The sequence below is a fragment of the Vibrio ulleungensis genome, assembly GCF_016900875.1.
Classification (GTDB): domain Bacteria; phylum Pseudomonadota; class Gammaproteobacteria; order Enterobacterales; family Vibrionaceae; genus Vibrio; species Vibrio ulleungensis.
The window spans coordinates 968,463-993,404 of the sequence record NZ_JAFEUM010000001.1; the positions used below are offsets into that span (position 1 = coordinate 968,463).

Sequence of the window (24,942 nt, forward strand, 5' to 3'; positions counted from 1 at the left end):
CCTGATGGTGAATCTTTTCACTCTCAGGCTTCTTACCGTTAGTACAACTCTATAGCGCACTATCTACAAAACATAGAATTTCGCGTATTAAAGCGGCTCTACTACAACAAACCATAAGTCATGTGCGTGCTATAAAACAGCGCACGTCCTAGTAGTTCCGACGCCCAAAATAGCACCAGTGCAACCCCCATGTTGATTGGGTTAAGGCGCGATTTGTTAATCAAAGGCAAGATCCAGATGATCAACGCAGCAACCAACAACACGACTTGTGCAATCACGTATTGATTGAGGTTAGGGACAAGGTCTTGAGCTTGCGCGAGCGAGGTTTGAATGTCACCTAAAAGCATCACCTTACCAACCGTGACAGCAAGACTCACTGCAACCATCAGTAGTCCAACGATCGATGCATTTCGCTCTGCATTATAAGTGCTGTCTTTAGCGATGCAGGCCATCAATTGCCACAGTATTAAGCCACCCAATACGATGGTCATGATAAAGCTTAGTGGTGTATAAAGGTTATTCCATGTAGGAACAGTGTCAATCAAGTATACGGTGACCATTGCGTTCATGAACAACACACCAAGAATGATGGTAATAATGCTCATCACTTTATTGATGATAGCTGACACTTTTCCGAGGACATTGAGTAGCCATTGTAATCCGCCAACAGCAAAAAATGCAGCGCCAAAGAATATTTCGTTAGATAACCACGCACTACCCACTTTATTTAATGCGTTAAACGCGCGCAGTGGTGAGCCAAGGTGAGTGGTTGAGAATAAGAACCCAACACCCATGATTGCCCACAAAATGAACAATGGCACCTTATAGCGTGAGGCACTACTTTCGTTAGATACTAAGCTTCTTAGTGCAAACAGTATGTATGCACCAACCGCTGTTTGGCCGAGTACAGTAAAGAAGATCAGTGAATATTCATGAAAGATCATCTTAGACCTCCTTAGGGTTTGCTAGGTGACCGCTGGTATCGCCTGTTGGCTTCGAGTTCTTGTTAAGTTTGATAACAAGATTTGGAAGCGTAAGGTGAGAAGGCGGCAATGGTGCGACATCTGCCGTAGAACCATATTTTTCACGCAGTTCATTGATTTCGCCAAACTCGAGCGCACGCAATGGACACGAGTCAACACAAAATGGATTGAGCCCTTGTCCTACGCGTTCATAACAACCGTCGCATTTTGTCATGTGACCTTTTTCAGCGTTGTATTGCGGCGCGCCGTAAGGACACGCATTTGCACAATGTTGACAACCAATACACACAGATTCGTTCACGACAACCAAACCATCTTCTTCGCGCTTGTGCATGGCTCCCGACGGGCATACTTTAACGCAAGCTGGTTGGGTGCAGTGGTTGCATGCAATGGATAAGTAGTACGAGAAGACGTCCTTTTGGATCCAAGTGTCACCATCTTGTACGAACCCACCACCAGCGTACTCATACACACGACGGTAATTGGTTTTAACGTCCAAATCTCGAGTGTCTTTACAAGCAAGTTGGCAGGTTTTGCAGCCAGTGCATTTACTTGTATCTATGTAAAAGCCATATTGTTTCATTGCTGCCTACCTTATGCTTTAAGTGCTTTAATTTGCACTAAGTTTGTATGTTGTGGATTACCTTTTGCCAGTGGGCTAGGGCGTTGCGTGGTCAAAACGTTAATGCTGCCTGCTCGATCAACTTTTTGGCCGTCAGGGGCGTACCAAGCACCTTCGCCTAATGCGACAACACGCGGAATAATACGCGGAGTCACTTTGACAGGGATGTGAATTTCACCGCGATCATTGTAAATGGCTACCATGTCGCCATTCTCGATTCCGCGCTCTTTCGCATCGATAGGGTTTATCCAAAGCTCTTGAGGAGCAGCTGCTTTAAGGTTTGCTACGTTGCCATAGGTGGAGTGTGTACGTGACTTGTAGTGGAAACCCGTTAATTGCAATGGGTACTTTGCAGTAAGAGGATCGCGATGGCCTTCAAATGAGTCGGCATAAACCGGCAATGGGTGAATAACCTCATCATCATCAAGCTCCCAACTCGCCGCAATTTCCGCTAGTTGTTCAGAATAAATCTCTATCTTTCCGCTTGGCGTATTGAGAGGATTGGCTTCGGGATCGAGGCGGAAGTCTTTGTACGCTATATAATGACCATCCACTTTACGCTTATAAATACCAATTTCTTTCATTTCTTCAAATGTTGGCAAGCTTGGGTCTAGTTTGCGAGTCTCTGCGTAAAGGTGCTCAATCCACTCTTCTTGAGTACGGCCTTCTGTAAACTCTTGCTCAACCCCCATACGCTTAGCGATGTTAGAACACATCTCATAGATACTTTTCGCTTCAAACTGCGGCTCAATCGCTTTTTGCGCATAGATAAAGTACGGACGATTGGCTGCTTTGCCGTCCATACACCAGTCATCTTGCTCTGAGGTAGTGAGATCGGGCAGAACAATATCGGCATATTTTGCAGATGAGGTCATGTGATTATCGATCACAACAATCATTTCGCACGCTGTATCATCTTGCAAAATATTGTGAGTGCGATTGATGTCAGAGTGCTGATTAACCAAGCAGTTACCAGCATAGTTCCAAATGAACTTGATCGGATTTTCTAACCGTTCTGCACCACGTACACCATCTGACTTGTCGGTCATTTCATGATGACGATGGATGGCGTCGGTCCATAAGAACATGGAGATAGAGGTTTCAACTGGGTTTGGTACTTGAGGGAATCGTACAAACGGAATATTAAAATCACTTTCACGCGCGCCTGTAGAGCCGCCCGCTACACCGACAGAGCCTGTAAGCAAAGACAACATAGCGATGGCACGACAGGCAAGTTCGCCGTTGGCGGTACGTTGTAGTCCCCAGCCTTGGTGGATCGCACATGGCTTGTTATTACCCATTTTACGGCCAAGTTTTACGATCGTATCAACAGGGATACCAGTAATCTTTGATGCCCACTGCGGTGTTTTTTCTACACCATCTTCGCCATTACCTAAGATGTATGACTTATAATCGCTATTCGCTGGTGCAGACGCCGGAAGCGTTGTCTCGTCGTAACCTACGCAATATTTATCCAAGAATGGTTGATCAACCAAATCTTCAGTGATCATTACATGGGCGAGGCCGGCAACCAGAGCCGCGTCTGTAGACGGTCGGATAGGGATCCATTGATCTTCGCGACCGCCAGCGGTATCGGTGTAACGTGGGTCAATGACAATTGTCTCTACGTTCGAGATATTTTTACTCTCAACGTAGGAGTGAATAAGACCACCACCAGACATTCTTGTTTCCGCTGGGTTATTACCAAACTGTACATTCAGCTTGGCATTTTCTAGGTCCGAGAATGAATTGTTATTTGCCCAACCGCCGTAGGTGTAACTTAGACCTTTTGCAATTTGCGCAGTGGAGTAGTCGCCATAATGGTTGAGGTACCCGCCAGATAGGTTCATTAGGCGAGCAATCAAAGTGGCTGCCGGTGGCCACGACTTGGTCACAGTGCCGCCTAAGGTGCCAGTGCCATAGTTTAGATAAATGGCATCGTTGCCATAGTCTTTAATAATACGTTTAAGGTTATTGGCTACTTCGTCGTAAGCTTCTTCCCAGCTAATGCGTTTAAATTTTCCTTCGCCACGTTTACCAACGCGCTTCATTGGGTACTTTAGGCGATCTGGGTTATACACGCGGCGGCGCATCGAACGGCCACGCAAACAGGCGCGAACCTGATGAGACCCGTATTCGTCTCCGCCAGTATTGTCGGTTTCGACATATTTAATTTCACCGTCTTGTACGTGCATGCGCAATGGGCAACGTGACCCGCAGTTCACGGTGCAGGCGCTCCAAACGACCTTGTCGTCACTTGGCGTAGCAGCCTGAGCTGAGGTAGAGGCAAAGGGGAGTGATATGCTACTTGCGACTGCGGCGGTTCCGCCTACTGCTGTTGATGCTTTTATGAATCCCCGGCGAGTCAGATTTAACTGCTCCGGTGTTTTATTTTGTTTTGTCATTATTGTCGACCTTCCACTTTAGGGGTAGAGCGTACTTTAATGACTTTCAACAACAATTCACTGTCTAACTGAACAACATTTGATGCTAGTCAATCACAGTGTATAAATAAATTATTCTGGTGGTTTCCGCACATTGTGGGTTAGCAATAGATTTATCAACTGCTATAATTCAAATATACAATATTTTATGTAAAAGATAATGATTCTTACTTCGATAGAGCAGTTTAAGCTTTTCGGCGCACTGTGCTACTACCGCCAAGACGAGACAACCTTTCAACAACAAGTTACCGCGCTGTACCATGAACAGGCTGTGTCAACACAGACCGTAACACTTTCAAACCAATTAAACGTGGATGATTATCATGCCCAGTTCTTAACCCTGTTTGAAGGTTGCGGTGACATGCAAGCGCCGCCTTGGGGCTCTGTCTATCTCGACCGTGAACAGGTTCTTTTTGGCGAATCAACATTAGAATACCGTCAATTTCTCAAAAACAACCACATAGAGCATGATACTGACACTCGCGAGCCAGAAGACCAATTTGGCTTAATGTTACTGGCAACCGCCTATCTAGCCGAACAGGGGCAGCAAGCTGAAGCCAAAGAGTTGTTGTCCGAACACTTATTTACGTGGGCTCCAACCTACTTAGAGCGTTTATCGGCTAATACCTCTAGCCCATTTTACGCAAGCCTTGCAAAAGACCTGGTGACTTGGATCGACACCATTCGACAAGAGTTGTCTTTAACGGTCTCAGCTAAAACGATCTATCGCCACCATGCCTAACTCCGTCAACCATAGCCGTCGTAGTTTGTTCAGAAAAATGGCCGATCCCGTAATTAACGCCGACACATCTGAGCCAAAAACGCCACGACAAGCACCACGACCTCCAAAGGCCGTAGATGAAGCGTTATTTACGCGGCTTTGTGACGGGTGCAATGTCTGTGTGGAAAAGTGTCCGCAGCAGATCATCGCGCTAGAAAATGAGCTTGCGGTGGTCAATGTCGATTTTGAGCACTGTACACTGTGTGGTGAGTGTTGGAAGTCATGTCATTCGGGGGCATTGCATGTTTCTCAACGGTCTGTTTTGGATGTACGGCCAATTTTTGGTGATAGTTGCAATAATTATGTTGGCTTGCATTGCGCCGATTGCGCTCAACACTGCCCAACGGATGCAATATCTATCACCGACTATCAAAAACCTACACTAAATCATTCGCTGTGCAATGGATGTGGGCAGTGCAAACCCAGTTGCTATGTCAGTGCGATAGAAATGGTTCTATAGCCGCGCAGAGTTGCTCTAACTCGTGTCTTTGTTTACAAACTCATAGAGTGAACCGCGGGCGTACCTTGGTGCGACGCGTTACTCCTCAGCGATCGTCAAAGAAGTCTTTGTTTCTAATATATTTGCTCATTAAGTGATAAGAAAAAGGCCGGATAATCCAACTAATGAATGAACGACTAAATCGAACAATACTCGGTGTGTTTTCGTAGATCCGGCCATTGTATAGCCACAGCAGTTTCCCCACATGCCAATACAGCAGCGGTACTGGTGGCATATAAGTAACCACATCAAGGTCACAGCAGATGCGATAGGTCTTGTGACCGAGTGTGTATCGATGTTTAAACCCTAAGGTGCCTATGGCTGGTTGGCCAAATGTGACAATCCGTTTTATGGATTTGGGGTACTTTTTCTCAAAATAGTCAGCAAACACACACCCTATAGCCCCCCCCGATGAGTGACCAGTAATGGAAACTCTCTTACCTTGAGCAACAAGAGGAACAAGTGTCTGCTCTAGAACTTGCAACACGCTTTGTCCTAATTGGTGCTCATTTCTTGATGGGACACTTTCTTGATGGAGCAAATGAAAAAATCCGGCATGAATTCGGTAATTGAGCCCAAGATGTTTGCAGCTTCTGGTCCACATTGCAAAGTTAAGGAGCCAGTCGCTAATGCTGTGCGAACCCTTGATCACCACAACAACCTCAGAGCTCTCTTTGCTCCAAAGCACTCTGATCATTGTTTTTCCAAACTGGTTTTTTATTATTCTTTGGCCGTTGGGATCAAACCCATATTTAGTCTGTTTAAAGACTCGAGGGTAGGCCAAATTGCATAAGACGGCATAGCGTTCGTACTGATAGCGTTTAAGTGGTTTCACGTCATATTGAAGTAGAAAATGCTCACTCATACATTACGCCTAGTTGATGACTATTGTATGAAACTCATGAGCCCCTCAAAAAATAAAAAACGGCCACCACTTTTGTGATGGCCGCTCTACATAAGCGTCTAAACGGTGCTTAGTAATGCCAAGGAAATTGACCAAAGTCTTTATCGCGCTTTTCTAAAAACGCGTCGCGGCCTTCTTGCGCTTCGTCGGTGCCATAGGCTAATCGAGTCGCCTCACCGGCAAATAACTGCTGCCCAACCAGGCCATCGTCTGGAAGATTGAAGCCGTATTTCAACATGCGCATTGCGGTTGGGGACTTGCTGTTGATCTGTTTTGCCCAGCGCAACGCTTCGTTTTCCAGATCGGCGTGCTCAACCACCTTGTTGACCATTCCCATTTCAAACGCGTCCTGAGCAGAATAGTCAAAGCCACAAAAGAAAATCTCACGGGCTCGTTTCTGGCCAATCATTTTCGCTAAGTAAGCCGAGCCATAGCCTGAGTCAAACGACGCGACATCGGGATCTGTTTGTTTAAACACTGCATGTTCTTTTGACGCTAACGTAAGGTCACACACAACGTGCAAGCTATGTCCACCACCTGCAGCCCAACCAGGTACTACGGCAATCACTACTTTTGGCATAAAGCGGATCAGTCTTTGAACTTCCAAAATATGCAAACGCCCCATTTTAGCAACGTCTGCTTGATTGGCTTCCTCACCTTCGTATTTATAACCATCTTTACCACGAATGCGCTGATCACCACCTGAAGAGAACGACCACTGGCCTTTTTTAGACGGACCGTTACCTGTTATAAGCACACAACCAACGTCTGACCATTGACGTGCATGGTCAAGCGCAGTGTAGAGTTCATCGACCGTTTTTGGACGGAACGCGTTAAGACAATCAGGTCGATTAAACGCCACTCTAACCGTACCTTGATCGACACTACGGTGATAAGTAATGTCTTCAAACTCGAAACCTTCTACAGGTGTCCACTTTGCTTCATCAAATGGGTTCATGGTACTCATAACAATATCCAAAATAAATAACGTATTGGTCGATAGACTAGGACTAAGCCACTGTTTGGTCAACTTATTTACACCTGTGATGCCTTGTCACGCATCTGTTCGCGGACAAAATCAACAGCCACTTTTATTTTGGGGATCGCATAATCCAACTTTTGATAGATCATATAGACTGCAAAGTTAGAATTTTGCGTGACATCCACTGGGTGGTCAAAGTGAAGCTCCACTAATTCATTGCGGTCAAAGTGCTCTTGCAATACCCACTTGGGTAGCATCAATATGCCTTTTCCAGCGATTGCTTGGTTAATTAACCATTTACCGTGGTTGCTACTAGTGATGGTTTTGCCACTGACGTTATGCCATTCCCCTGCAACCTGAGTAAGCCAAGGCGTATTGCCTTGCGGAGTGGTATAGAACAATCCTTTATGTTTGACTAAGTCTAGCGTGGTACTCGGTGGCCCATACTTATCTAAGTACTCTTTAGACGCGGCGGCGACAAAGTGGTTACTCATTAATGGGATCGCAACAACACGCTCGTCTGGCGCGTATCCACCACGAATGGCTATATCAACTTCGTCCTTGCCAAATTTAGTCAATGTGTCGCTGAGATGAACATTAAGTTCTATGTCTGGATACCGCTGTTGAAAGGTCTCAAGCATCGGAATAAGGTATCGCTCACCAAAACCAACCATACTGCTAATAGTCAGGCGACCCGAAGGGTTGGTTTGTGTTTCTTTTAATAGACGATCTTGTTTGTCTAAATCAAGTATCAAGCGACTCGTCTGTTGGTAGTAATGTTGACCAAGCTCTGTCAGTTTTACGCTGCGGGTATTTCTAATCAGAAGTTGGGTGCTTAAATGTGATTCGAGATCGCTGATTCGACGACTAATAGAGGACGCTGGGACATCAAAACGTTTCGCGGCTTTAGCAAAACTTTTCTGCTCGGCAACCTCAACAAAGTAGCGTAGTGCTCGTAACTGATCCATAACCGTCAATTGTTGCTTTAAAGACAACACAGAATAGCATTTTACGCCCTATATCTCACCAACTTAATAAGTAATACTAGCTTCATCTAAGGAAACTAGCGCGGCTAGAGCAACAAACACATAGGAACTCACAATGACTGAACAATTTAAGCAAATTAACCTAGTACAACGCCCTGATGGTGGCCCAATTGGCCCTCATATGTTCGATGTTGTTGAACAAAGCATTCCAACACTTGCTGACGGTGAATTATTGATAAAGCAATCACATATGTCATTGGATCCTGCGATGCTGGGTTGGATGATGCCAAGTGAAGATAGCTACATTCCACCTGTCGCACTAAATAGCCGCATGCGCTCTAGTGGTGTTGGCGTCGTCGTTGAATCTAACAATCCAAACTTTGTCAAAGGTGACCAGGTCATGGGTATGATGGGTTGGACTGAATACCATGTGAGTAACGGCACCGACGTGAACAAAATTGATGCTCAAATCACGCCAGAAATGGCGTTATGTGTGTTTGGCCTTCCAGGGCTAACAGCCGTGCAAGGCTTGTATTCAATTGGCGAGCCTAAGTCTGGCGAAACCATTGTCGTTACCGGTGCTGCGGGCTCTGTAGGCTCTATTGTTGGACAACTTGCAAAAGCCGATGGCCTGAACGTTATTGGTGTCGTAGGCAGCGACGAAAAAGCGGATTGGATAGTTAATGAGCTAGGTTTTGATGGTGCAATTAACTACAAAAGCGATGATTTGGCTGGACAACTAGATGCATTGGCTCCTAATGGCGTCGATGTATTTTTTGAAAACACAGGTGGTCCTATACAACATGCGATTTTTGAGCGCATGAACGCTCATGGACGTATCGCAGTATGTGGCATGATTGCCGATTACACTGCCGCGGTTCCAAGTGCTGGACCAAACTGGATGCGATTGATCACTAAGCGCATTAAAGTTCAAGGGTTTACCATGCCTGATCACCTTCACAACGCACCAGCGTTACTTGAAAAACTAACGCCGTATGTCATGAAAGGGCAAGTGAAATATCGCGCCCACAGCCTGCATGGTATTGAAAGCGCAATGACAGGTCTTAACCTATTCTTTACCGGCGAAAACAAAGGTAAATTGTTGGTTGAACTGTAACTAAGTAGCGAATAAATATAAAGCGGCCACAAGATGTGGCCGCTTTTGTAATTTAAAAACAATACGTTAAGTAACTAATGTGACAACGTCACCAATTGTTGCGTGTAAGGATGCTTTGGAGTAGTAAAAAGTTGCTCTGTCGGGCCTTCTTCTACTACTTCACCGGCCTGCATTACAATAGTGTGGTGACATAGCGAACGAACGACACTTAAATCATGGCTGATAAACAAGTAAGTGAGTCCGTATTTTTGTTGCAACGATTTAAGTAGATCCAACACTTGTTTTTGAACTGTTCTGTCTAATGACGAGGTGGGTTCGTCGAGTAAGATAAACTCTGGTTTTAAGATAAGCGCTCTGGCAATGGCAATACGCTGGCGTTGACCACCGGAAAACTCGTTTGGATAACGGAAACGGGTAGTGGGGTCTAAGCCAACTTCCAGCATCACTTCTTGAATTTGCTCATCGATCTGTTCGGCTGTAAACGCTTCGTGAACAAACAAGCCTTCTCCAATAATTTGCGCTACCGACATTCGAGGATTCAGTGCCGAGAATGGGTCTTGAAACACAACCTGCATGCGCTTTCGTAAAGGCAGCATGCCTTTACGATCCAATACATCCACATTGTTGCCGTCAAATACGATTGTCCCTTCACTGTCTACTAAACGCAGCAGCGCCATGCCGGTCGTTGATTTACCTGAACCACTTTCTCCAACTAAACCAACTGTTTGGCCCTTAATGATGTGCAGGTTAATATCGGTAACGGCTTTAACATGGTCGACCACACGCTTAAAAATGCCGCCAGTAATAGGGAACCACACTTTTAGCTCTTCGGCTGACAACAGCTCAGGCGACGAGGGATCTGTTGCGATAGGCAAACCTGAAGGATCAGCGTCGATTAACAATTTACTGTAAGGGTGTTGCGGGTTGGACATAAGCTGCTGACAATTTGCGTATTCAACAATCTCACCTGACTTCATGACCGCAACGTTATCGGCGATACGTTTTACAATACTAAGATCATGAGTAATAAATAAGATCGCCATCCCCAGCTCTTGCTGTAGCTCTTTGATGAGATCTAAGATTTGCGCCTGAACAGACACATCTAACGCTGTGGTGGGTTCGTCGGCAATTAGCAACTCAGGCTCATTAATTAACGCGATCGCTATCATTACTCGTTGGCGCTCGCCGCCTGAGAGTTCATGTGGGTACGCGTTAATCTTTTGCTCTGGATGACGAATACCGACCTTTTTTAACCACTCGATCGCCAACGGTTTAGCCTGACTGGCACGTAAACCACGGTGAATCTCAACCACTTCGACGAGCTGCTTACCAATTTTATGCAGAGGATTGAGAGACACCATCGGTTCTTGGAAAATCATACCGATACGGCCACCTCGAATACCTCGCATTCGACGCTCGCTTAACTGCAGCAAATCTTCGCCGTCAAACTCGATACTGCCTTTGGTATTCCAGTTTGCACCGCGGCCAAATAGACGCATGATTGCGTTAGCGGTAACCGACTTTCCAGAGCCGCTTTCACCCACCAACGCGAGCGTTTCACCGCCGGCGATCTCAAATTGAATGTCGCGAATAATCGAGGAATAGCCGTCACCATTCATTACGTCTGCGGCCAATGAGTCGACCTTAAGTACTGGGTGCGTAGAGGTTGCGTTAGGCAACGTTGAATTTGTCATATGGCTGCCTTACATCTGCTGGTGGGGATCGAATGCATCGCGAACGGCTTCACCAATGAAGACCAGTAAGCTGAGCATTATGGATAATATGGCAAAAGCGGAAAAACCAAGCCAAGGTGCTTGTAGGTTCGCTTTACCTTGCGCCAATAACTCACCTAAGGAGGGTGAGCCTGATGGCAAGCCAAACCCAAGAAAATCTAATGAGGTCAACGTCGTCACCGAACCAGAAAGAATAAAAGGCATCATGGTTAGCGATGCGACCATGGCATTAGGCAACATGTGTCTTAACATTATGCGTGAATCATTCACGCCCAGTGCGTGGGCAGCTTTAACGTAATCGAAGTTTCTGCAGCGTAAAAACTCAGCCCGCACCACACCGACAAGTCCCATCCAGCTAAACAGCACCATGATTCCTAACAGCCACCAAAAGTTCGGCTCAACAAAGCTGGATAATATGATCAATAAAAACAGGGTAGGCATTCCCGACCATACCTCGATAAACCGCTGTCCGAGTAAATCTATTTTACCGCCGTAATAGCCCTGAGTAGCACCAACAATGACACCAATGATGCTCGAGATAAATGTTAAGACTAATCCAAACAACACCGAGATTCGGAAACCATAAATCACCCGCGCAAGTACGTCACGGCCACGGTCATCAGTGCCTAACCAGTTTACATTGTCCGGTGGAGAGGGCGCAGGCGAGGGCAAATCATAATTAATGGTGTCGTAACTAAACGGGATCAATGGCCAAATTAAGTAGCCCTTTTCTTCGATAAGTTCGGTTACATAAGGGTCGGTGTAGTCTGCTTCAGCGTCAAACTCTCCGCCAAACGCTGTTTCTGGGTAAGCGGTAACAACCGGGAAATACCATTGATTGTCGTAACTCACCAGCAGCGGCTTATCGTTTGCAATGATCTCAGCAAACAAGCTTAATCCAAATAAGAGGCAAAACAGCCAGGTTGACCAATAACCGCGGCGATTGGCTTTGAATCGCTGAATACGTACTTTCATTAACGGGTTAGATAATATTTTCTTCATCTAACGCGCCTCAAAATCTATACGAGGATCCACCCATGAGTAGGTAAGATCAGAGATAATACTCAAAATAAGTCCTAATAGGGTCATGATATAGAGTGAGCTAAACACGACGGGGTAGTCGCGCTGGATCGTCGACTCAAAGCCTAACAACCCAATGCCCTCTAATGAGAACATCACTTCTATAAGCATCGAGCCTGTAAAAAATATGCTGATAAATGCACTTGGGAAGCCCGCAATAATGATCAGCATTGCGTTACGAAATACGTGTTTGTACAAAATGGTTTTATCATCAAGTCCTTTCGCACGAGCTGTAACCACATATTGCTTGTTAATCTCGTCTAAGAACGAATTTTTCGTCAACATTGTTAAGGTTGCAAAGCCGCCGATCACCATTGCAAGCGTAGGTAGAGCAAGATGCCAAAAGTAATCGACGACTTTTTGAAAGGCATTTAACTCATCCCAGTTACTCGACACTAAACCTCGTAAAGGGAACCAATCAAAATAGTTGCCACTGGCAAAGACAATTATCAACATAATCGCAAATAGAAAGCCTGGTATGGCGTAACCAACGATGACCATCGCACTGGTCCAAATATCGAACCTTGAGCCATGATGAATGGCCTTCATTATCCCAAGCGGAATCGATATAAGGTAGATGATCAGCGTACTCCATAACCCTAGAGATATCGAAACAGGGAGTCGATCGACAATGAGATCTATAACCGTACCATCACGAAACAAGCTTTCGCCAAAGTCGAAAACGATGTACCGCTTAAGCATGTCAAAATAGCGCTCATGAATGGGTTTATCGAAGCCAAATTGAACTTTTATGGCTTCAACAACTTCTGGGTCCATTCCTCGCGAACCACGGTAGGTACTGCTGTTTTCAGCTGCACTGGCATCGGTACTGATATCTGAGCCAAGCTCAGAGCCACCACCAGAAAAACGTTCCATAATCCCAGACTCAAGCCCTTGCATCTGCGCAAGCGCTTGTTCTACTGGGCCACCTGGAGCTATCTGAATAACAAAGAAATTGATGGTTATTATGGCCCACAAAGTGGGTATGACCAGCAACAAGCGACGAATGATGTAAGAAGACATAACCTAAATAGAGATCCCTAATAAAAACCAATACAACTCAATACTCATGCCATCAAGTCAAGCTGCTCCGGGTTGGAGCAGCAATAAGTGTGGATGCTAGCGGCGCTTTTCAGGTAGCTTGCTGGCTTTCTCAGCATCAATCCACCAAGTATCAATACCTACATCATACTTAGGCATCACTTCTGGTCTCGAGAACTTATCCCACGTGGCAATTCGGTAAATACCAGAATACCAGGTAGGAATAGCAAAGTAGTTCCACTGCAGAACGCGGTCTAGCGCTGGGCCAAGCACCTTAAGTTTCTCTGGCTCTTCCTGTGCATCAACGATCTGGTCAACTAGGTAATCAATAGCTTCGTCGGTCACACCGGCTTGATTATAAGTACTGTCTAGATAATCACTGTGCCAGCGCTGCAGCAGACCAGAGCTTGGGTAAGGGTTGGCTGAATAAGAGCTGAATACGAGGTCGTAATCACGCTCATGCCAACGTTTTAAGTATTGAGTGGTATCAATCATACGAATTGATAAATCGATGCCAGCAGCCTTAAGGTTCTTCTGAAATGATCCTGAAATACGTTCAGTGGAGGGGCTGTAAGCTATCAATTCTAACTTGAGTGGTTCATTCGTTGCCACATTCACCATGACACCATCTTTCACTTCAAAGCCTGCCGCCTTAAACAGTTGTAGCGCCTCGCGTAACTGAGTTCGTATGCGTCCACTCCCGTCAGTAACGGGCATAACATATTCATCGGTAAAGACTCGTTCAGGGATCTTGTCTTTAATGGGCGTGAGTACCGCGATTTCTTCTTCTGACGGCAATCCTTTAGCTTCGTACTCGGTATTTTGGAAATAACTGCGTGTACGTTTGTACTGATCGTAGAATAGATTCTTATTCATCCACTCAAAATCAAGCAGCAAGGTGATCGCCTCCCTAACGCGTATGTCGCTAAGGTAAGGTTTTTCTGTGTTAAACACGTAACCTTGCATGCGTTGTGGAGTATCATCGACCAGCTCTTCTTTGATGATGTAGCCTTTATCAAAGTTACTTCCGGTATAAGCCGTTGCCCAGTTTTTTGAAATATTTTCTGACCGAAGATCAATTTCGCCAGCTTTAAACGCTTCTAGCTGAACGGTAGCGTCTCGGTAGTAATCATAGGTATACGAGCCAAAGTTATTTCGACCAATATTCACAGGGTGATCAGTTGCCCAATAGTCATCAACTAATGTGTACGTGATACTTTGCCCAGATTTATAACTGCCAATTTTGTAGGCACCGCTGCCTAGAGGTGGCTCACTCAACGGCTCAGATAAATTTTTGTCCTTCCAATAATGCTCAGGTAAAACCTGCATACCTTGCACTAGGCTAAACAACACCTCTTTATCAGCTTCATTCATCTCAATACGCGCCGTTTTGTCATCAAGCGCAACAACCGATTTTACTTTTTTGTAGAGCTCTTTATAAAACGGTACACCTTGGTCCCAAAATTTTTGATAAGTAAAGGCTATATCGTTGGCGGTGATCTTAACCCCATCGTGAAACTTTGCATCCGGGTGAACATCGACTTCCATCCACATAAAATCGTCGGAGTAACGTATTTTTTGTGCGATCAATCCGTAGGTAACGTCTATTTCATCAGAAGGTGAGTACATCAGCCCATCGTACAACTCGATAATGCCAGCACCGAAATTGCCTCTTTGCGAGTAACGATTGAAGTTATCGTACGTACCGGTAGCTCCATAAATGACATTGCCGCCTTTTGGGGCATTAGGGTTTACATAGTCGAAATGTTTGAACCCTTCGGCATACTTAGGCTCGCCAAACGTGTAAAGGCGAGTCGTTTCGACAACAGCTGCGTTGGCCATTGAGGAAAGCACGAGGGTAATGGTTGCAGCAAGCGTGCTTTTAGTGAGCCGTTTCATTTCCATTTGGTTCTCCTGATCCCTAAAGCATTGAATGTTGTGTGATTGGTTTTTGTACGCTTTTAATATTTATTATAGATAACAGATAGATGTTGTAACACGGCTTACGAAAATAGTTAAGATAGATAGCGCTCAAAGGCTCTATTTGTGTACACTGATCTCGTTACTATATAATCGCACTCAAGCCCATGAAACCGAACAGTACAGTCCTACTTGGAAGCCTAAATACAGAATTTGTTACAGTAGCTTATATGGTAGAACGCTATTGTAAGGATCACCATCTGGCCAAAGGCGCCGATAAAAACACACAGGCTGAGCCCCAGTGGCAAAGTGCGTTGAATTTGTGTGCTGAGTGTTCTGAGCTACTCGCTTATGCAGAAACCCGACTAGACCGCTGTCCCTATGGAGAGCAAAAACCAGCCTGCAACACTTGTCCAATACATTGCTATAAACCAGAGCCCAAAGATCAAATGAGGCAAGTAATGCGGTACTCAGGCCCTCGCATGCTGCTGCAACACCCGTTACTGGCTTTTCGCCATTTATGGTTAGAAAAACAAGCAGTGCCGGAGCTTAACAAGCAGATGATACCGAATCGAAAAAAGCGCAAAATGTAAAAAAGCCCAATCATTACTGATTGGGCTTTCATCAACGCAGGATCTATCTAGGCTGTTAAGCAGGGGACAAGGTTAAGTTGTTTAACCAAGTACCTTTTAAGTAGCGTCGCGAGCACAAAATAAACTTCACTATCTCTTCGCACAGCATTAATGCGTATACGTACTGGAACTCCCAGTTCCCAATAAACGCGCCATAAGCGGTTAATGGAATACCAACCATCCACATAGAGATGAAGTCCATTCGTAACACAAAACTGTTCTCGCCTCCGGCACGTAATGCGCCAAGGATGATGATCATGTTCACCATACGAATGCCTAACAATACACTCAATACCGTCATCGCAGGAGCAGCCATTGCGTAAAGGTGCGGCTCATCAAGACTAAGCCAACTTACAATCGCGTCGACACCAAAGAAGATGCCCACACCCATCATTGAGGCGATTGCAATGACACTGCCGATAAACAGCTTGGTCATGTTGCGCGCTGTATCGAACTCATCACGACCCAACGATTGGCCAATAAGTACCGAACATGCGACCGCGATACCAAAAAACGCTGAGTAACACAGGCCTTCAAACGGACCTATCATACTAAACACAGCAAGTTCTGTTGTCCCCATATGCCCGTAGATGATTTGATAGGTTAACGTTCCAAATGCCCACACGAGAGAGCTAGAGACAGTAGGCAGTGCAATTTTTTGAAATGACTGCGCCAAGCGGCGAGTATCTTCAATCAGCTTTGCGGTGACAATCCAGCTGCGCGTTTTATAAAGCACTGTATAGAGCAATATCGCTTGAATACTGCGCGCGATCGTAGTCGCCAATGCTGCACCTGCAACGCCCATGGGTTCTACACCCATTCCGCCTTTAATTAGCCAGAAGTTTAAACCTATGTTTAGAAATACGGTAAATGCGCCCAAAATGAGTGGCAACATCGCGTTTCCGCTCGAACGCAAGCTAGACTCACCAATGATAATCCAGTGTGTCACGACCAAAACTGGCAAGCTGTACCAAAGATAGGTAGAGCCCAATTCGATTACCGACGCATCAGACGTTTGAAGCATCATGATGTAACTTGATAGCCCGGTGACCAGTAGCGTCAGAGGCAACATAAACAGCGTGCCATATTTTAGGCCGAGCTGATGCACACTTCTGGCAGAATTTTTGTCACCTTTACCCCAATACTGAGAGACTAGGATACCGTTAGCGGACGCAATACCCGCTGAAATCATAATGATCACGAAGTGCCATTTTGTGGCAATTCCCACAGAAGCCGTTGCTTCTTGGCCAAAATCGCTTACCATCAATACATCCGCTAATTGCAAAATAGCAACCAGCGCACTTTGTACGGCAACGGGTAGGGCGAGCTTCATGACCTGAGAAAACATCTTAGGTGGAAGCGTATTTTTAAATGTTGTTATACGATTGTCATAGTTCATAAACACCTCCTTATTATTAGCGTGTAGTGTAAGAAAACGTGATCTATGTAACCATGTTAAAAAAAAGGGAAAACCTGTTCAAATCCGTCATGATTCAATTTCGACCAAAAAATGAATGGCAAGACTTTGTCTACCTAGCAGAAGAGTGTAAAGAACGCTTTCTTTCTAACTCCGATTTACCGGAAATGCAGAAGGCGCATTTCCACATGGCTGGGCTTGCCGAACTGTCCCAAGGCTATCAAGTTGAACGTGAGAATGTTTCTGCGCATACACTGCTTTTTACTTTAGAAGGTGCAGGGGTCTTAATCACAAAAGATCAAGTGTTTGATATACCGCCAAACACCCTAACCATATTGCCTGCGCACCAACCATTTCGGTTTGAAATCGACCCACAAATTAAACACTGGAAGATGATCTGGATGCTGCTTGAGCCCAATAAAATATGGCAAGGGTTTGCAGACAAAGGGCAGTGTGTGGTGCCGTATTATGCCTGCGAACAAATGTGGTCTTTGTTAAACCTACTTCATCTAGAAATAGACGGGCGTCCAGGCTATCGACGTTTGCTGGTTAGCGAGGCCAAAAAGTTGCTAACCGGCATGGAGACACAACCGCTCAATTCCGTCATTCGTGTACAAACACTGTTTAATGAAATCGAATCTCAACTCCATTTGCCGTGGACCATTGCCTATATCGCTGAGCGCTGTTTTATCAGCGAAGAACAACTCAATCGAATCTGTAAAAGCCTTTATGGAAAATCACCGCAAAAAAGATTGATCGAACTGCGAATGGATAAAGCGGTGAAAATGCTAACGCATGAAGCGTGGAGCATCGCAATGATTGCCCCACAAGTAGGTTATAAAGATCCCTATAACTTCACCCACAGGTTTAAAAAACATCATGGTGTATCGCCTCGACAATTTAGGCAGCATTATCTTCAGAGCCAAGGCAGTTCCGAACGATACAGCGAGGAGTAACCAATGAATTTCTTGGCCCACTTGCACATAGCCGATCATTGCGACAGCGATCTTAGCGGCAATTTACTGGGTGACTTTGTAAAAGGAAATCCAAACGGAAAATTTCCATTGGACGTCGTGCAGGGAATTAAGATGCATCGCTTTGTCGACAAATACACCGACACACACCAAGTTGCACTAACCCAAAAGCGCCTTTTTGTTAAACAGCGTCAACGCTTTGCCCCTATTGCGCTCGATATTTTTTGGGACCATTGCCTAAGCAAGCATTGGTCGCAATTTCATAATCTTGATATTGACGTGTTTTGTGAAAATTGCGCGCGAGAAACCCAGGAAAAAATGCGCAATCTAACTACACCAGAGCGATATCAAAACGTAATCTCGGCCATGTGGGCAGGGAATTGGCTTCTTTCCTACAGAAAGTTTGATAACATAGGCCACGCTTTACATCGAATGTCCCTACGTTCACCACGAATGGGACCACTTGCCGATTGTTTCACCGATCTAAACGAACATTATGAAACATTCGAAGATGCTTTTTTCGAGCTCTATCCACAAGTGCTCGACGCCACCAAATTGCACGCAAACACTATCGCCAAAGAGATTATTCAGTGACCATAACCACTATCGCAGAGCTGCCGGTAAACGCTCAAATCATTCGTAACCTCCAACAATTGGGCTATACAGATCTTACCCCAATACAGCAACAGGCGATTGAACCCATTTTGAACGGGGACGATATCCTAGCCACCGCTCAAACGGGTACAGGAAAAACCGCCGCATTCGGCATACCAATGGCCGATATGTTAATTAATTCTGAGTTAACACTTGGCACTCACCCAAAAATGTTGGTTCTCACACCAACACGTGAGCTTGCGGCGCAGGTATTTGAGAATCTACAGAGCATTACTCTAGATACGGGGATTAAATGTGTTGTCGTTTACGGCGGCGTCAGTTTTGGTGTTCAAGTGAATCATCTAAAAGCGGGTTGCGACATCTTAGTGGCAACGCCAGGGCGGCTTCTTGATCACTTATTTAAACGCACTGTGTCTTTGAGTGAATTAAACTTGTGGGTGCTGGATGAAGCAGATCGAATGCTCGACCTTGGGTTTAAACCAGATATTCAGCGCATCACAAAAAAGCTACCTAATGCTATTCAAACTCTATATTTTTCTGCTACTTACAAGAAGAACGTAAGAGATCTAGCGCATCGGTTACTGAACACACCCACTGAGGTGACAGCGTCACAAGAAAACTCGGTATCGGTCACTCTAGAAGAGCGTGTGTACCAAATCGACAAGCACAAAAAACCTGCAGCGTTGGCGTATTTAATTGGGTCTAAAAATTGGCAACAAGTGCTGGTGTTTGTCAAAACCAAACAAGGTGCTGAGCAGTTGATCAAACAACTCAAGCTCGACGGAATCCAAGCTGAGAGTTTCCATGGCGATAAGAGCCAAGGTGCGCGTTCGAAAGCGTTAGAACAATTTAAACAACAAAAGATTAGAGCTTTAGTTGCAACCGACGTTGCGGCAAGAGGTATCGATGTTCAGGCGCTTGATCAAGTGATCAATTTTGATATGCCATTTAAAGCCGAAGATTATGTCCACAGAGTAGGGCGAACAGGCCGTGCAGGTCGCGAAGGGTTAGCCGTTAGTTTTGTCACTCGTCGGGATGAAGCGATGTTAGAAAGCATTGAACAACTCATCGATCGCCGATTGGCAACGCAATGGTTGGAAGGGTTTGAGCCCAATTTTAACCAACCAGAGGTTTCGGACGAAGCGCGTAGCCCTAGAAGGCGCTCCAAAAGTAAAGAAAAAGCCAAACTCAAAAAGAGACTTGGTTATTAGACTGATTGCGGGGGATTATACGTCCCCCTTTAATTACATTGCCTGGTACTGCTTTATTCCAGCAATCATCTGGTCTATGGCGGTCTCAGTAATCCCATTATGAGTGACGAACCTCATTGGGTTACCTGGTGTTACCAAAATCCCCCTATCCATCAAATACGCGCACAACGCTTCACCATCTAATTCATCGGGACACTTAGCAAATACAATGTTGGTTTGCACAAATTGAGTATTGACCGACCAACCGTGTATCTGGTTAAGCTCACTCGCTAGATATTGCGCGTTTTTGTGGTCGATTCGAAGTTGAGGAATAGGATCCTGCAACGCCATTTTTCCGGCAGCGGCAAGAATACCGGCCTGACGCATTCCACCACCCAGCATTTTTCGAATGCGGCGTGCTTTTTCAATATACTCGCGATCGCCAAGCAGCAGTGACCCAACCGGCGCTCCTAAGCCTTTTGACAAGCAGATGGTAATGGAGTCAAAAGGCGCGACAAGTTCGGCAATGTCAATGTCTAAAGCAGTTGCTGCATTATAGATACGAGCACCATCTAAGTGCAGTCTTAACTGATGACGATCGGCAAACTGACGAGCTTGCTGTAAATACTCGAGCGAAAGTACTTTTCCATTGATGGTGTTTTCAAGACTCAGTAAACGGGTACGAGCAAAATGAAAGTCAGCGGGTTTAACGGCTGCTGCTAGCTTATCAAAGTCTAACGACCCGTCTGGATTGTTTTCTATCGGCTGCGGTTGAATCGAGCCCAATACCGCAGCACCGCCCGCCTCGTAGCGATAGTTATGAGCTTGCTGTCCACACAAATATTCATCACCTCTGTCACAATGTGCCATAAGTGCGAGTAAGTTGGCCTGCGTTCCTGATGTAACAAACAACGCTGATTCAAACACATGCCTTGCGGCGGCCCAGTGTTCAAGATCATTCACTGTAGGATCGTCACCATAAACGTCGTCACCAACTTTAGCTTGGGCCATACATTGGCGCATTGCTTCACTGGGCTGAGTTACTGTGTCTGAACGAAAGTCCATATTGTCTCCATTTAACTGATAAGTCTGTTTAACTTGGCTTTGTAGATGAGTCCGATGGTCTTTGAGTCCACTATCGCGCCTGTTGCAATTGCCTGCTCAATATCGGCTAAAGTCATAGTCACAACTTCAATGAGTTCATCGTCGTCTAGGTTAAGTGGGTGGGAGAGCGACGCATCACTGGCAACAAACAGGTGCTGTTTCTCATCACAAAAGCCTACCAGAGGTAGCATGACCCCTAACGCTTGCCAATCCGCTGCTGTGTACCCAGTTTCTTCTTGAAGCTCACGTTTAGCTGCCGCGAGTGGCTGTTCATTTAGCTCTAACGTTCCCGCAGGCAATTCTAAGATCCAAGATTGAATGCTTGGACGAAACTGTTTTACCAGAACTATCTCACCGGTAGATGTGACAGGAAGAATAGCAGCAGCGCCAGGATGTTGAACGCAAGTATGCACAATCTCTTTTTGGTTGGGCAAGGTCAATGTTTGTTCAACTAACGCTATACCTTTCCATCTATGCCTTGTTATGCTCATATCACCACGTACTTGTAAGAAATTATTTCAGCATTGACCGATAACTGTATCTAGGTCAATAAACCGTTTCTGTTAGTTAATTACTATCGAGGTAACACATTAGTGTGACCTAAATCATGCAATCTCTTATTAATGACCGTGCATAAGATAAAAAAGTAGTTAACCAACAACGGGATGGATTAGACCAAAGTAATGGTTGTAACTCCCTGTTAACAAATGTATAACTTACCATGTAGGTTGCAGAAAATGGATGTCTGGAGAATACAAAATGCAACAAGTTGTAACCATGCCCGTTGAGCGTCAGACCCATGCACAACTCGCATTGCGCTCAGAGCGAATTAATCAATTAGTCGCGGCTCTATCAGAAGGTGTGTACGAACGAGAGCACACCATAAAGTTGTGTTTACTAGCAGCCCTAAGTGGAGAAAGTGTATTCTTACTCGGCCCTCCAGGAATCGCAAAAAGTCTCATCGCAAAACGTCTTATCCAAGCCTTTGAAGACAGCAGCTATTTTGAATACCTAATGACCCGTTTTTCGACGCCAGAAGAAGTTTTTGGTCCCCTGAGTATCCAAGAGCTTAAAGATAACGGCCGATACGTGCGATTAACTGAAGGATACCTTCCTACAGCGAAGGTGGTGTTTTTAGATGAGATCTGGAAAGCGGGCCCAGCAATACTCAATACTCTGTTAACGGTAGTAAACGAAAAAACCTTCAAGAACGGCGCTGATATTGAACAAGTGCCCATGCGACTTTTGATCTCAGCGTCAAACGAATTGCCAGAACAAGATAGCGGATTAGAAGCGCTCTATGACCGGATGCTGGTTAGGGTCTTTGTAAATCGCATTCAGAATAAGCAAAACTTTCGTTCCATGTTGACCGTCGGCACACCTCAAGAGGCGGTCATGCCAGCGGGTTTAGCGATCACAAATAGAGAATATCACCAATGGCAAAGTGAGCTCGACACCATTGAACTCAGTGAAGCCATTTTTGAGAAATTGTATCAGCTTAAATTGTTGTTAGAAGCTCGCATGGACAGCGTACAGGATAAAACCGTAGCGCAAGATCTCTATGTGTCTGACCGACGATGGAAAAAATCGGTACGCTTGCTAAAAGCAAGCGCCTTCTTCTGTGGCCGCAAAACCATTAATCCGTTAGATTTAGTGCTTATCCAAGACTGCTTATGGAACAGTCCAGAGTCACGCAAGATTGTCCGCGAAGTTATCGAAAATTTCGCCATTAACGTTGCCTTTGAACAACAAATTATCCGTGAAAAACTCGAGGAGCTTCAGCAGACCGTTTCCGATATTCAAATCGACGTTGAATCCGCATTTTCGCTTGAGTTGAAATTCGAATCAGGCACAGGCCTTTTAGCAAAAGACAGTTTTTATTGCGACGTACCGGATCTTAAGCGATTTAAAGTGGGGCGTATCGATGGATTGGTTAAATTAGCCATACTACAACCTAATCTTTCGGTGCACGAGCAAGACAAAGGTGACAGCCGTTGGGTCTATGTGGCAGAGAAAGATCTGAAAGAAGTGATCACTGCAGGTGGCAAAGAAGTGTATGGCTACGTAAATGAAAATCCGAACCTGTGCCAACTTACTTTCTCACTTGATGCCGATGATAGGCTAGTCATTAAAGACATCGCTAATCGCGCGGTTTTGGTTGCTCCTGTCGCTCGAGAAGTTGACTTAGAGCAACTCGCCTCATGGAGTGAATCATCGCAAAAAGCGTTAGCTGAGTTTGAAGCACTCAAACATCAATTGTTGAAAGCAAAAAGTAATTTTCATTCAGCGCTACCACACAACTTCATCGAGCCAGAATTACCCGCTGCTATGGAAAGTGGGCTAATTTCATTGACGAAAGCGTTAGAAAACGCGGAACAAAAAATGGAAAAACAAGCCTTTAGGATCCGCAGCCTACCAGAAATATTTGGGGAGTAACGATGCTCGGTATTGATGCACTCCACTTAGCACTGTCCGCCGTCGAATCTGGGATGCTGGAGGCTGCAGTCAGCGATCTTGTCACAAAAACAGCGTTAATACCTGTCGCACAAAAGCGTGGCGTTAGACGCTCTGTAAAATCTCAAATTAAAGTATGGAAAGCAAAGACTAAAAATCGTGCTAGCCATGTCTGTGGGACTGAACAATTTGCTGATGAAATCCATCATTACCAGTCAGTGATCCAGTTGACTGAAGAGCAGTTTATGCTGCAATTTGACGATATTGTTGACGCCATTTTACCTAGCTCCGCTTTTTACGAGCAAGCTAATCGGTTTAAACAGGGGACTCAACGCCATGACAATCCAATGTTTCCCCACCATTTTTGCAGCCACTGGTACGCCGCAATAGAAGACAGTATTAAAGTCGCGCAATCGAAACAAATAGAATTAGATAAAGAACGACTGCTCGCGGACATTTACCGAAAGCTTGAGACGTTAAGCCAAATGGATGAAGTCACCAAAAGCGGTGAAGAAGGGCAATTGGGCCAACTTTGGGATATGGCAGGAGCAAAATTAAGTCGTGGCGATTTTAGCGCTATTAAGGAAACCGCCGCGTTTTTAAGTAAACACCCACAGCTTCATCAAATCGCCCAAGAATTAGGCCGAATGGCAGGCGAGATAGATGATCCAGACCTTAACGTTGCACCTGCCGAAGAGTTGGTATTTGTCGAAGAAACCTCCGATGAAGCAACGGACGACATCGTCGGTATTCATGAAAGCGATGATCTGAACAAGCTGTTGCCAAACGAAACCATGTTTTTGGCCTATCCAGAGCTAGAAACCATATTTTACAAGCACATGGCTGACAAAAGGCTGATGACGTATCGGACGCTAGGCAAAGCTCGCACTCTACGCAAGCTCGAGGCTCATACGCCAGCGCACAAAGACGCCGTAATAGAAAAGGGCCCAATCATCATTTGTGTTGATGCGTCTGGCTCTATGTCTGGGTTTCCTGAGCGATGTGCGAAGGCCATGGCTTACGCATTATTGCAAATAGCATTAACGGACAAGCGCGAGTGTTTAGTCTATCTGTTTTCTACCCAACATATCAGTTATCAGATGACTGAAGCAGATGGCCTTAAAGAAGCGGCAAATTTTTTAAGCTACAAATTTCATGGTGGTACAGCGTTTGAACCGGTTATGGAAGATGCGGTGAATGAAATGGAGAAAAGTCAGTTTAGAAATGCCGACATGTTGGTGATTTCCGACTTCATCTCACCAAAGCTATCTGAAGGACTGGTACAAAAAATGAATAGCCTTTCCAGTGATCACAACCGTTTCCACGCGTTAACGCTATCAAAATTCAGTAACCCAGAACTGTTGGGAATGTACAACAAAACATGGCATTACCACCCGACAATGATGGAAAAACTGATGAAATTTCGCAAGTAATGGATAACAAAAAAGTAAAGCTAGAATAAAA

Annotated in this window: 22 protein-coding genes; 9 read left to right on the forward strand and 13 right to left on the reverse strand. The window is 45.2% G+C overall.

Translation table 11 applies throughout. The features are described 5' to 3' along the window. Positions 1-101 precede the first annotated feature (101 nt). From JQC93_RS04470 to JQC93_RS04480, 3 genes are read right to left on the reverse strand one after another with little or no spacing between them, the layout of a single operon-like run. Positions 102-944 carry a DmsC/YnfH family molybdoenzyme membrane anchor subunit gene (locus tag JQC93_RS04470; protein ID WP_205157239.1) on the reverse strand — a complete coding sequence of 281 codons (843 nt, stop codon included), beginning with the start codon at positions 942-944 and terminating at the stop codon, positions 102-104. Position 945: 1 nt separating this feature from the next. Then, on the reverse strand, positions 946-1,566 hold the full coding sequence (locus JQC93_RS04475; RefSeq protein WP_205157240.1) for a DMSO/selenate family reductase complex B subunit: 621 nt from the start codon (positions 1,564-1,566) through the stop codon (positions 946-948). Between the two features lie 11 nt (positions 1,567-1,577). Beyond that, positions 1,578-4,010 (reverse strand): DmsA/YnfE/YnfF family dimethyl sulfoxide reductase, encoded by a 2,433-nt coding sequence (locus JQC93_RS04480; protein ID WP_205157241.1) that lies wholly within the window; start codon positions 4,008-4,010, stop codon positions 1,578-1,580. Positions 4,011-4,209: 199 nt separating this feature from the next. Here JQC93_RS04480 and JQC93_RS04485 point away from each other — a divergent pair, with 199 nt between their 5' ends. Both JQC93_RS04485 and JQC93_RS04490 read left to right on the forward strand, forming a co-directional pair. Next, positions 4,210-4,791, forward strand: coding sequence for a molecular chaperone TorD family protein (locus JQC93_RS04485; protein ID WP_205157242.1), 582 nt, complete (start codon positions 4,210-4,212; stop codon positions 4,789-4,791). Beyond that, on the forward strand, positions 4,784-5,290 hold the full coding sequence (locus JQC93_RS04490) for a 4Fe-4S binding protein (protein WP_205157391.1): 507 nt from the start codon (positions 4,784-4,786) through the stop codon (positions 5,288-5,290). Before JQC93_RS04485 ends, JQC93_RS04490 begins: the two co-directional genes overlap by 8 nt. An 85-nt stretch (positions 5,291-5,375) precedes the next feature. On the opposite strand, the gene JQC93_RS04495 is transcribed toward JQC93_RS04490, so the two are convergent. From JQC93_RS04495 to JQC93_RS04505, 3 genes are all read right to left on the reverse strand, one after another. Further along, positions 5,376-6,164, reverse strand: coding sequence for a lipase family protein (locus tag JQC93_RS04495; protein WP_205157392.1), 789 nt, complete (start codon positions 6,162-6,164; stop codon positions 5,376-5,378). A gap of 139 nt (positions 6,165-6,303) precedes the next feature. After that, entirely contained in the window at positions 6,304-7,200 is an 897-nt protein-coding gene (locus tag JQC93_RS04500) for a 1,4-dihydroxy-2-naphthoyl-CoA synthase (protein ID WP_205157243.1), read from the reverse strand. Between the two features lie 68 nt (positions 7,201-7,268). Then, complete coding sequence (locus JQC93_RS04505) at positions 7,269-8,183, reverse strand: LysR family transcriptional regulator (RefSeq protein ID WP_205157244.1); 915 nt, start codon at positions 8,181-8,183, stop codon at positions 7,269-7,271. A gap of 133 nt (positions 8,184-8,316) precedes the next feature. Here JQC93_RS04505 and JQC93_RS04510 point away from each other — a divergent pair, with 133 nt between their 5' ends. Beyond that, positions 8,317-9,318 (forward strand): NADP-dependent oxidoreductase, encoded by a 1,002-nt coding sequence (locus JQC93_RS04510; RefSeq protein WP_205157245.1) that lies wholly within the window; start codon positions 8,317-8,319, stop codon positions 9,316-9,318. A gap of 74 nt (positions 9,319-9,392) precedes the next feature. Here the strand turns inward: JQC93_RS04510 and JQC93_RS04515 are convergent, their stop codons facing one another. The 4 genes from JQC93_RS04515 to JQC93_RS04530 form a co-directional block, all read right to left on the reverse strand. Beyond that, positions 9,393-11,012, reverse strand: coding sequence for an ABC transporter ATP-binding protein (locus JQC93_RS04515; RefSeq protein ID WP_205157246.1), 1,620 nt, complete (start codon positions 11,010-11,012; stop codon positions 9,393-9,395). A 9-nt stretch (positions 11,013-11,021) separates the two neighbouring features. Continuing rightward, positions 11,022-12,053, reverse strand: a complete 1,032-nt coding sequence (locus tag JQC93_RS04520; protein ID WP_205157247.1) for an ABC transporter permease — start codon at positions 12,051-12,053, stop codon at positions 11,022-11,024. Further along, positions 12,054-13,154: a microcin C ABC transporter permease YejB gene (locus tag JQC93_RS04525; RefSeq protein ID WP_205157248.1), complete on the reverse strand. Its 1,101-nt coding sequence runs from the start codon at positions 13,152-13,154 to the stop codon at positions 12,054-12,056. Between the two features lie 96 nt (positions 13,155-13,250). Continuing rightward, positions 13,251-15,077, reverse strand: coding sequence for an extracellular solute-binding protein (locus JQC93_RS04530; RefSeq protein WP_205157249.1), 1,827 nt, complete (start codon positions 15,075-15,077; stop codon positions 13,251-13,253). Positions 15,078-15,259: 182 nt separating this feature from the next. Between JQC93_RS04530 and JQC93_RS04535 the strand changes: the two genes are divergently transcribed. After that, the gene (locus tag JQC93_RS04535) at positions 15,260-15,685 is read left to right on the forward strand and encodes a nitrous oxide-stimulated promoter family protein (RefSeq protein ID WP_205157250.1); all 426 of its coding nucleotides are present in this window, start codon (positions 15,260-15,262) and stop codon (positions 15,683-15,685) included. A 55-nt stretch (positions 15,686-15,740) separates the two neighbouring features. Here JQC93_RS04535 and JQC93_RS04540 read toward each other — a convergent pair whose 3' ends face one another. Then, positions 15,741-17,123 carry an MATE family efflux transporter gene (locus JQC93_RS04540; RefSeq protein ID WP_205157251.1) on the reverse strand — a complete coding sequence of 461 codons (1,383 nt, stop codon included), beginning with the start codon at positions 17,121-17,123 and terminating at the stop codon, positions 15,741-15,743. A 53-nt stretch (positions 17,124-17,176) separates the two neighbouring features. Here JQC93_RS04540 and JQC93_RS04545 point away from each other — a divergent pair, with 53 nt between their 5' ends. Genes JQC93_RS04545 through JQC93_RS04555 form a run of 3 tightly spaced genes read left to right on the forward strand, consistent with a single transcriptional unit; the run spans position 17,177 to position 19,941 of the window. After that, complete coding sequence (locus JQC93_RS04545; protein ID WP_205157252.1) at positions 17,177-18,097, forward strand: AraC family transcriptional regulator; 921 nt, start codon at positions 17,177-17,179, stop codon at positions 18,095-18,097. A 3-nt stretch (positions 18,098-18,100) separates the two neighbouring features. Next, a complete protein-coding gene (locus JQC93_RS04550; protein WP_205157253.1) occupies positions 18,101-18,709 on the forward strand; it encodes an acyl carrier protein phosphodiesterase in 609 nt (202 codons plus the stop codon). A gap of 2 nt (positions 18,710-18,711) precedes the next feature. Continuing rightward, a complete protein-coding gene (locus JQC93_RS04555) occupies positions 18,712-19,941 on the forward strand; it encodes a DEAD/DEAH box helicase (RefSeq protein WP_408068587.1) in 1,230 nt (409 codons plus the stop codon). A gap of 33 nt (positions 19,942-19,974) precedes the next feature. Here JQC93_RS04555 and ltaE read toward each other — a convergent pair whose 3' ends face one another. After that, positions 19,975-20,985 carry a low-specificity L-threonine aldolase gene (ltaE, locus tag JQC93_RS04560; protein WP_205157254.1) on the reverse strand — a complete coding sequence of 337 codons (1,011 nt, stop codon included), beginning with the start codon at positions 20,983-20,985 and terminating at the stop codon, positions 19,975-19,977. Between the two features lie 11 nt (positions 20,986-20,996). Further along, entirely contained in the window at positions 20,997-21,515 is a 519-nt protein-coding gene (locus JQC93_RS04565) for an NUDIX hydrolase (RefSeq protein ID WP_205157255.1), read from the reverse strand. 268 nt (positions 21,516-21,783) lie between these two features. On the opposite strand from JQC93_RS04565, the gene JQC93_RS04570 reads away from it, so the two are divergent. Together JQC93_RS04570 and viaA are read left to right on the forward strand one after the other, a co-directional pair. Continuing rightward, a complete protein-coding gene (locus JQC93_RS04570) occupies positions 21,784-23,460 on the forward strand; it encodes an ATPase RavA domain-containing protein (RefSeq protein ID WP_236009286.1) in 1,677 nt (558 codons plus the stop codon). Positions 23,461-23,462: 2 nt separating this feature from the next. Continuing rightward, the gene (gene viaA / locus JQC93_RS04575; protein WP_205157256.1) at positions 23,463-24,911 is read left to right on the forward strand and encodes an ATPase RavA stimulator ViaA; all 1,449 of its coding nucleotides are present in this window, start codon (positions 23,463-23,465) and stop codon (positions 24,909-24,911) included. Positions 24,912-24,942 lie beyond the last annotated feature (31 nt).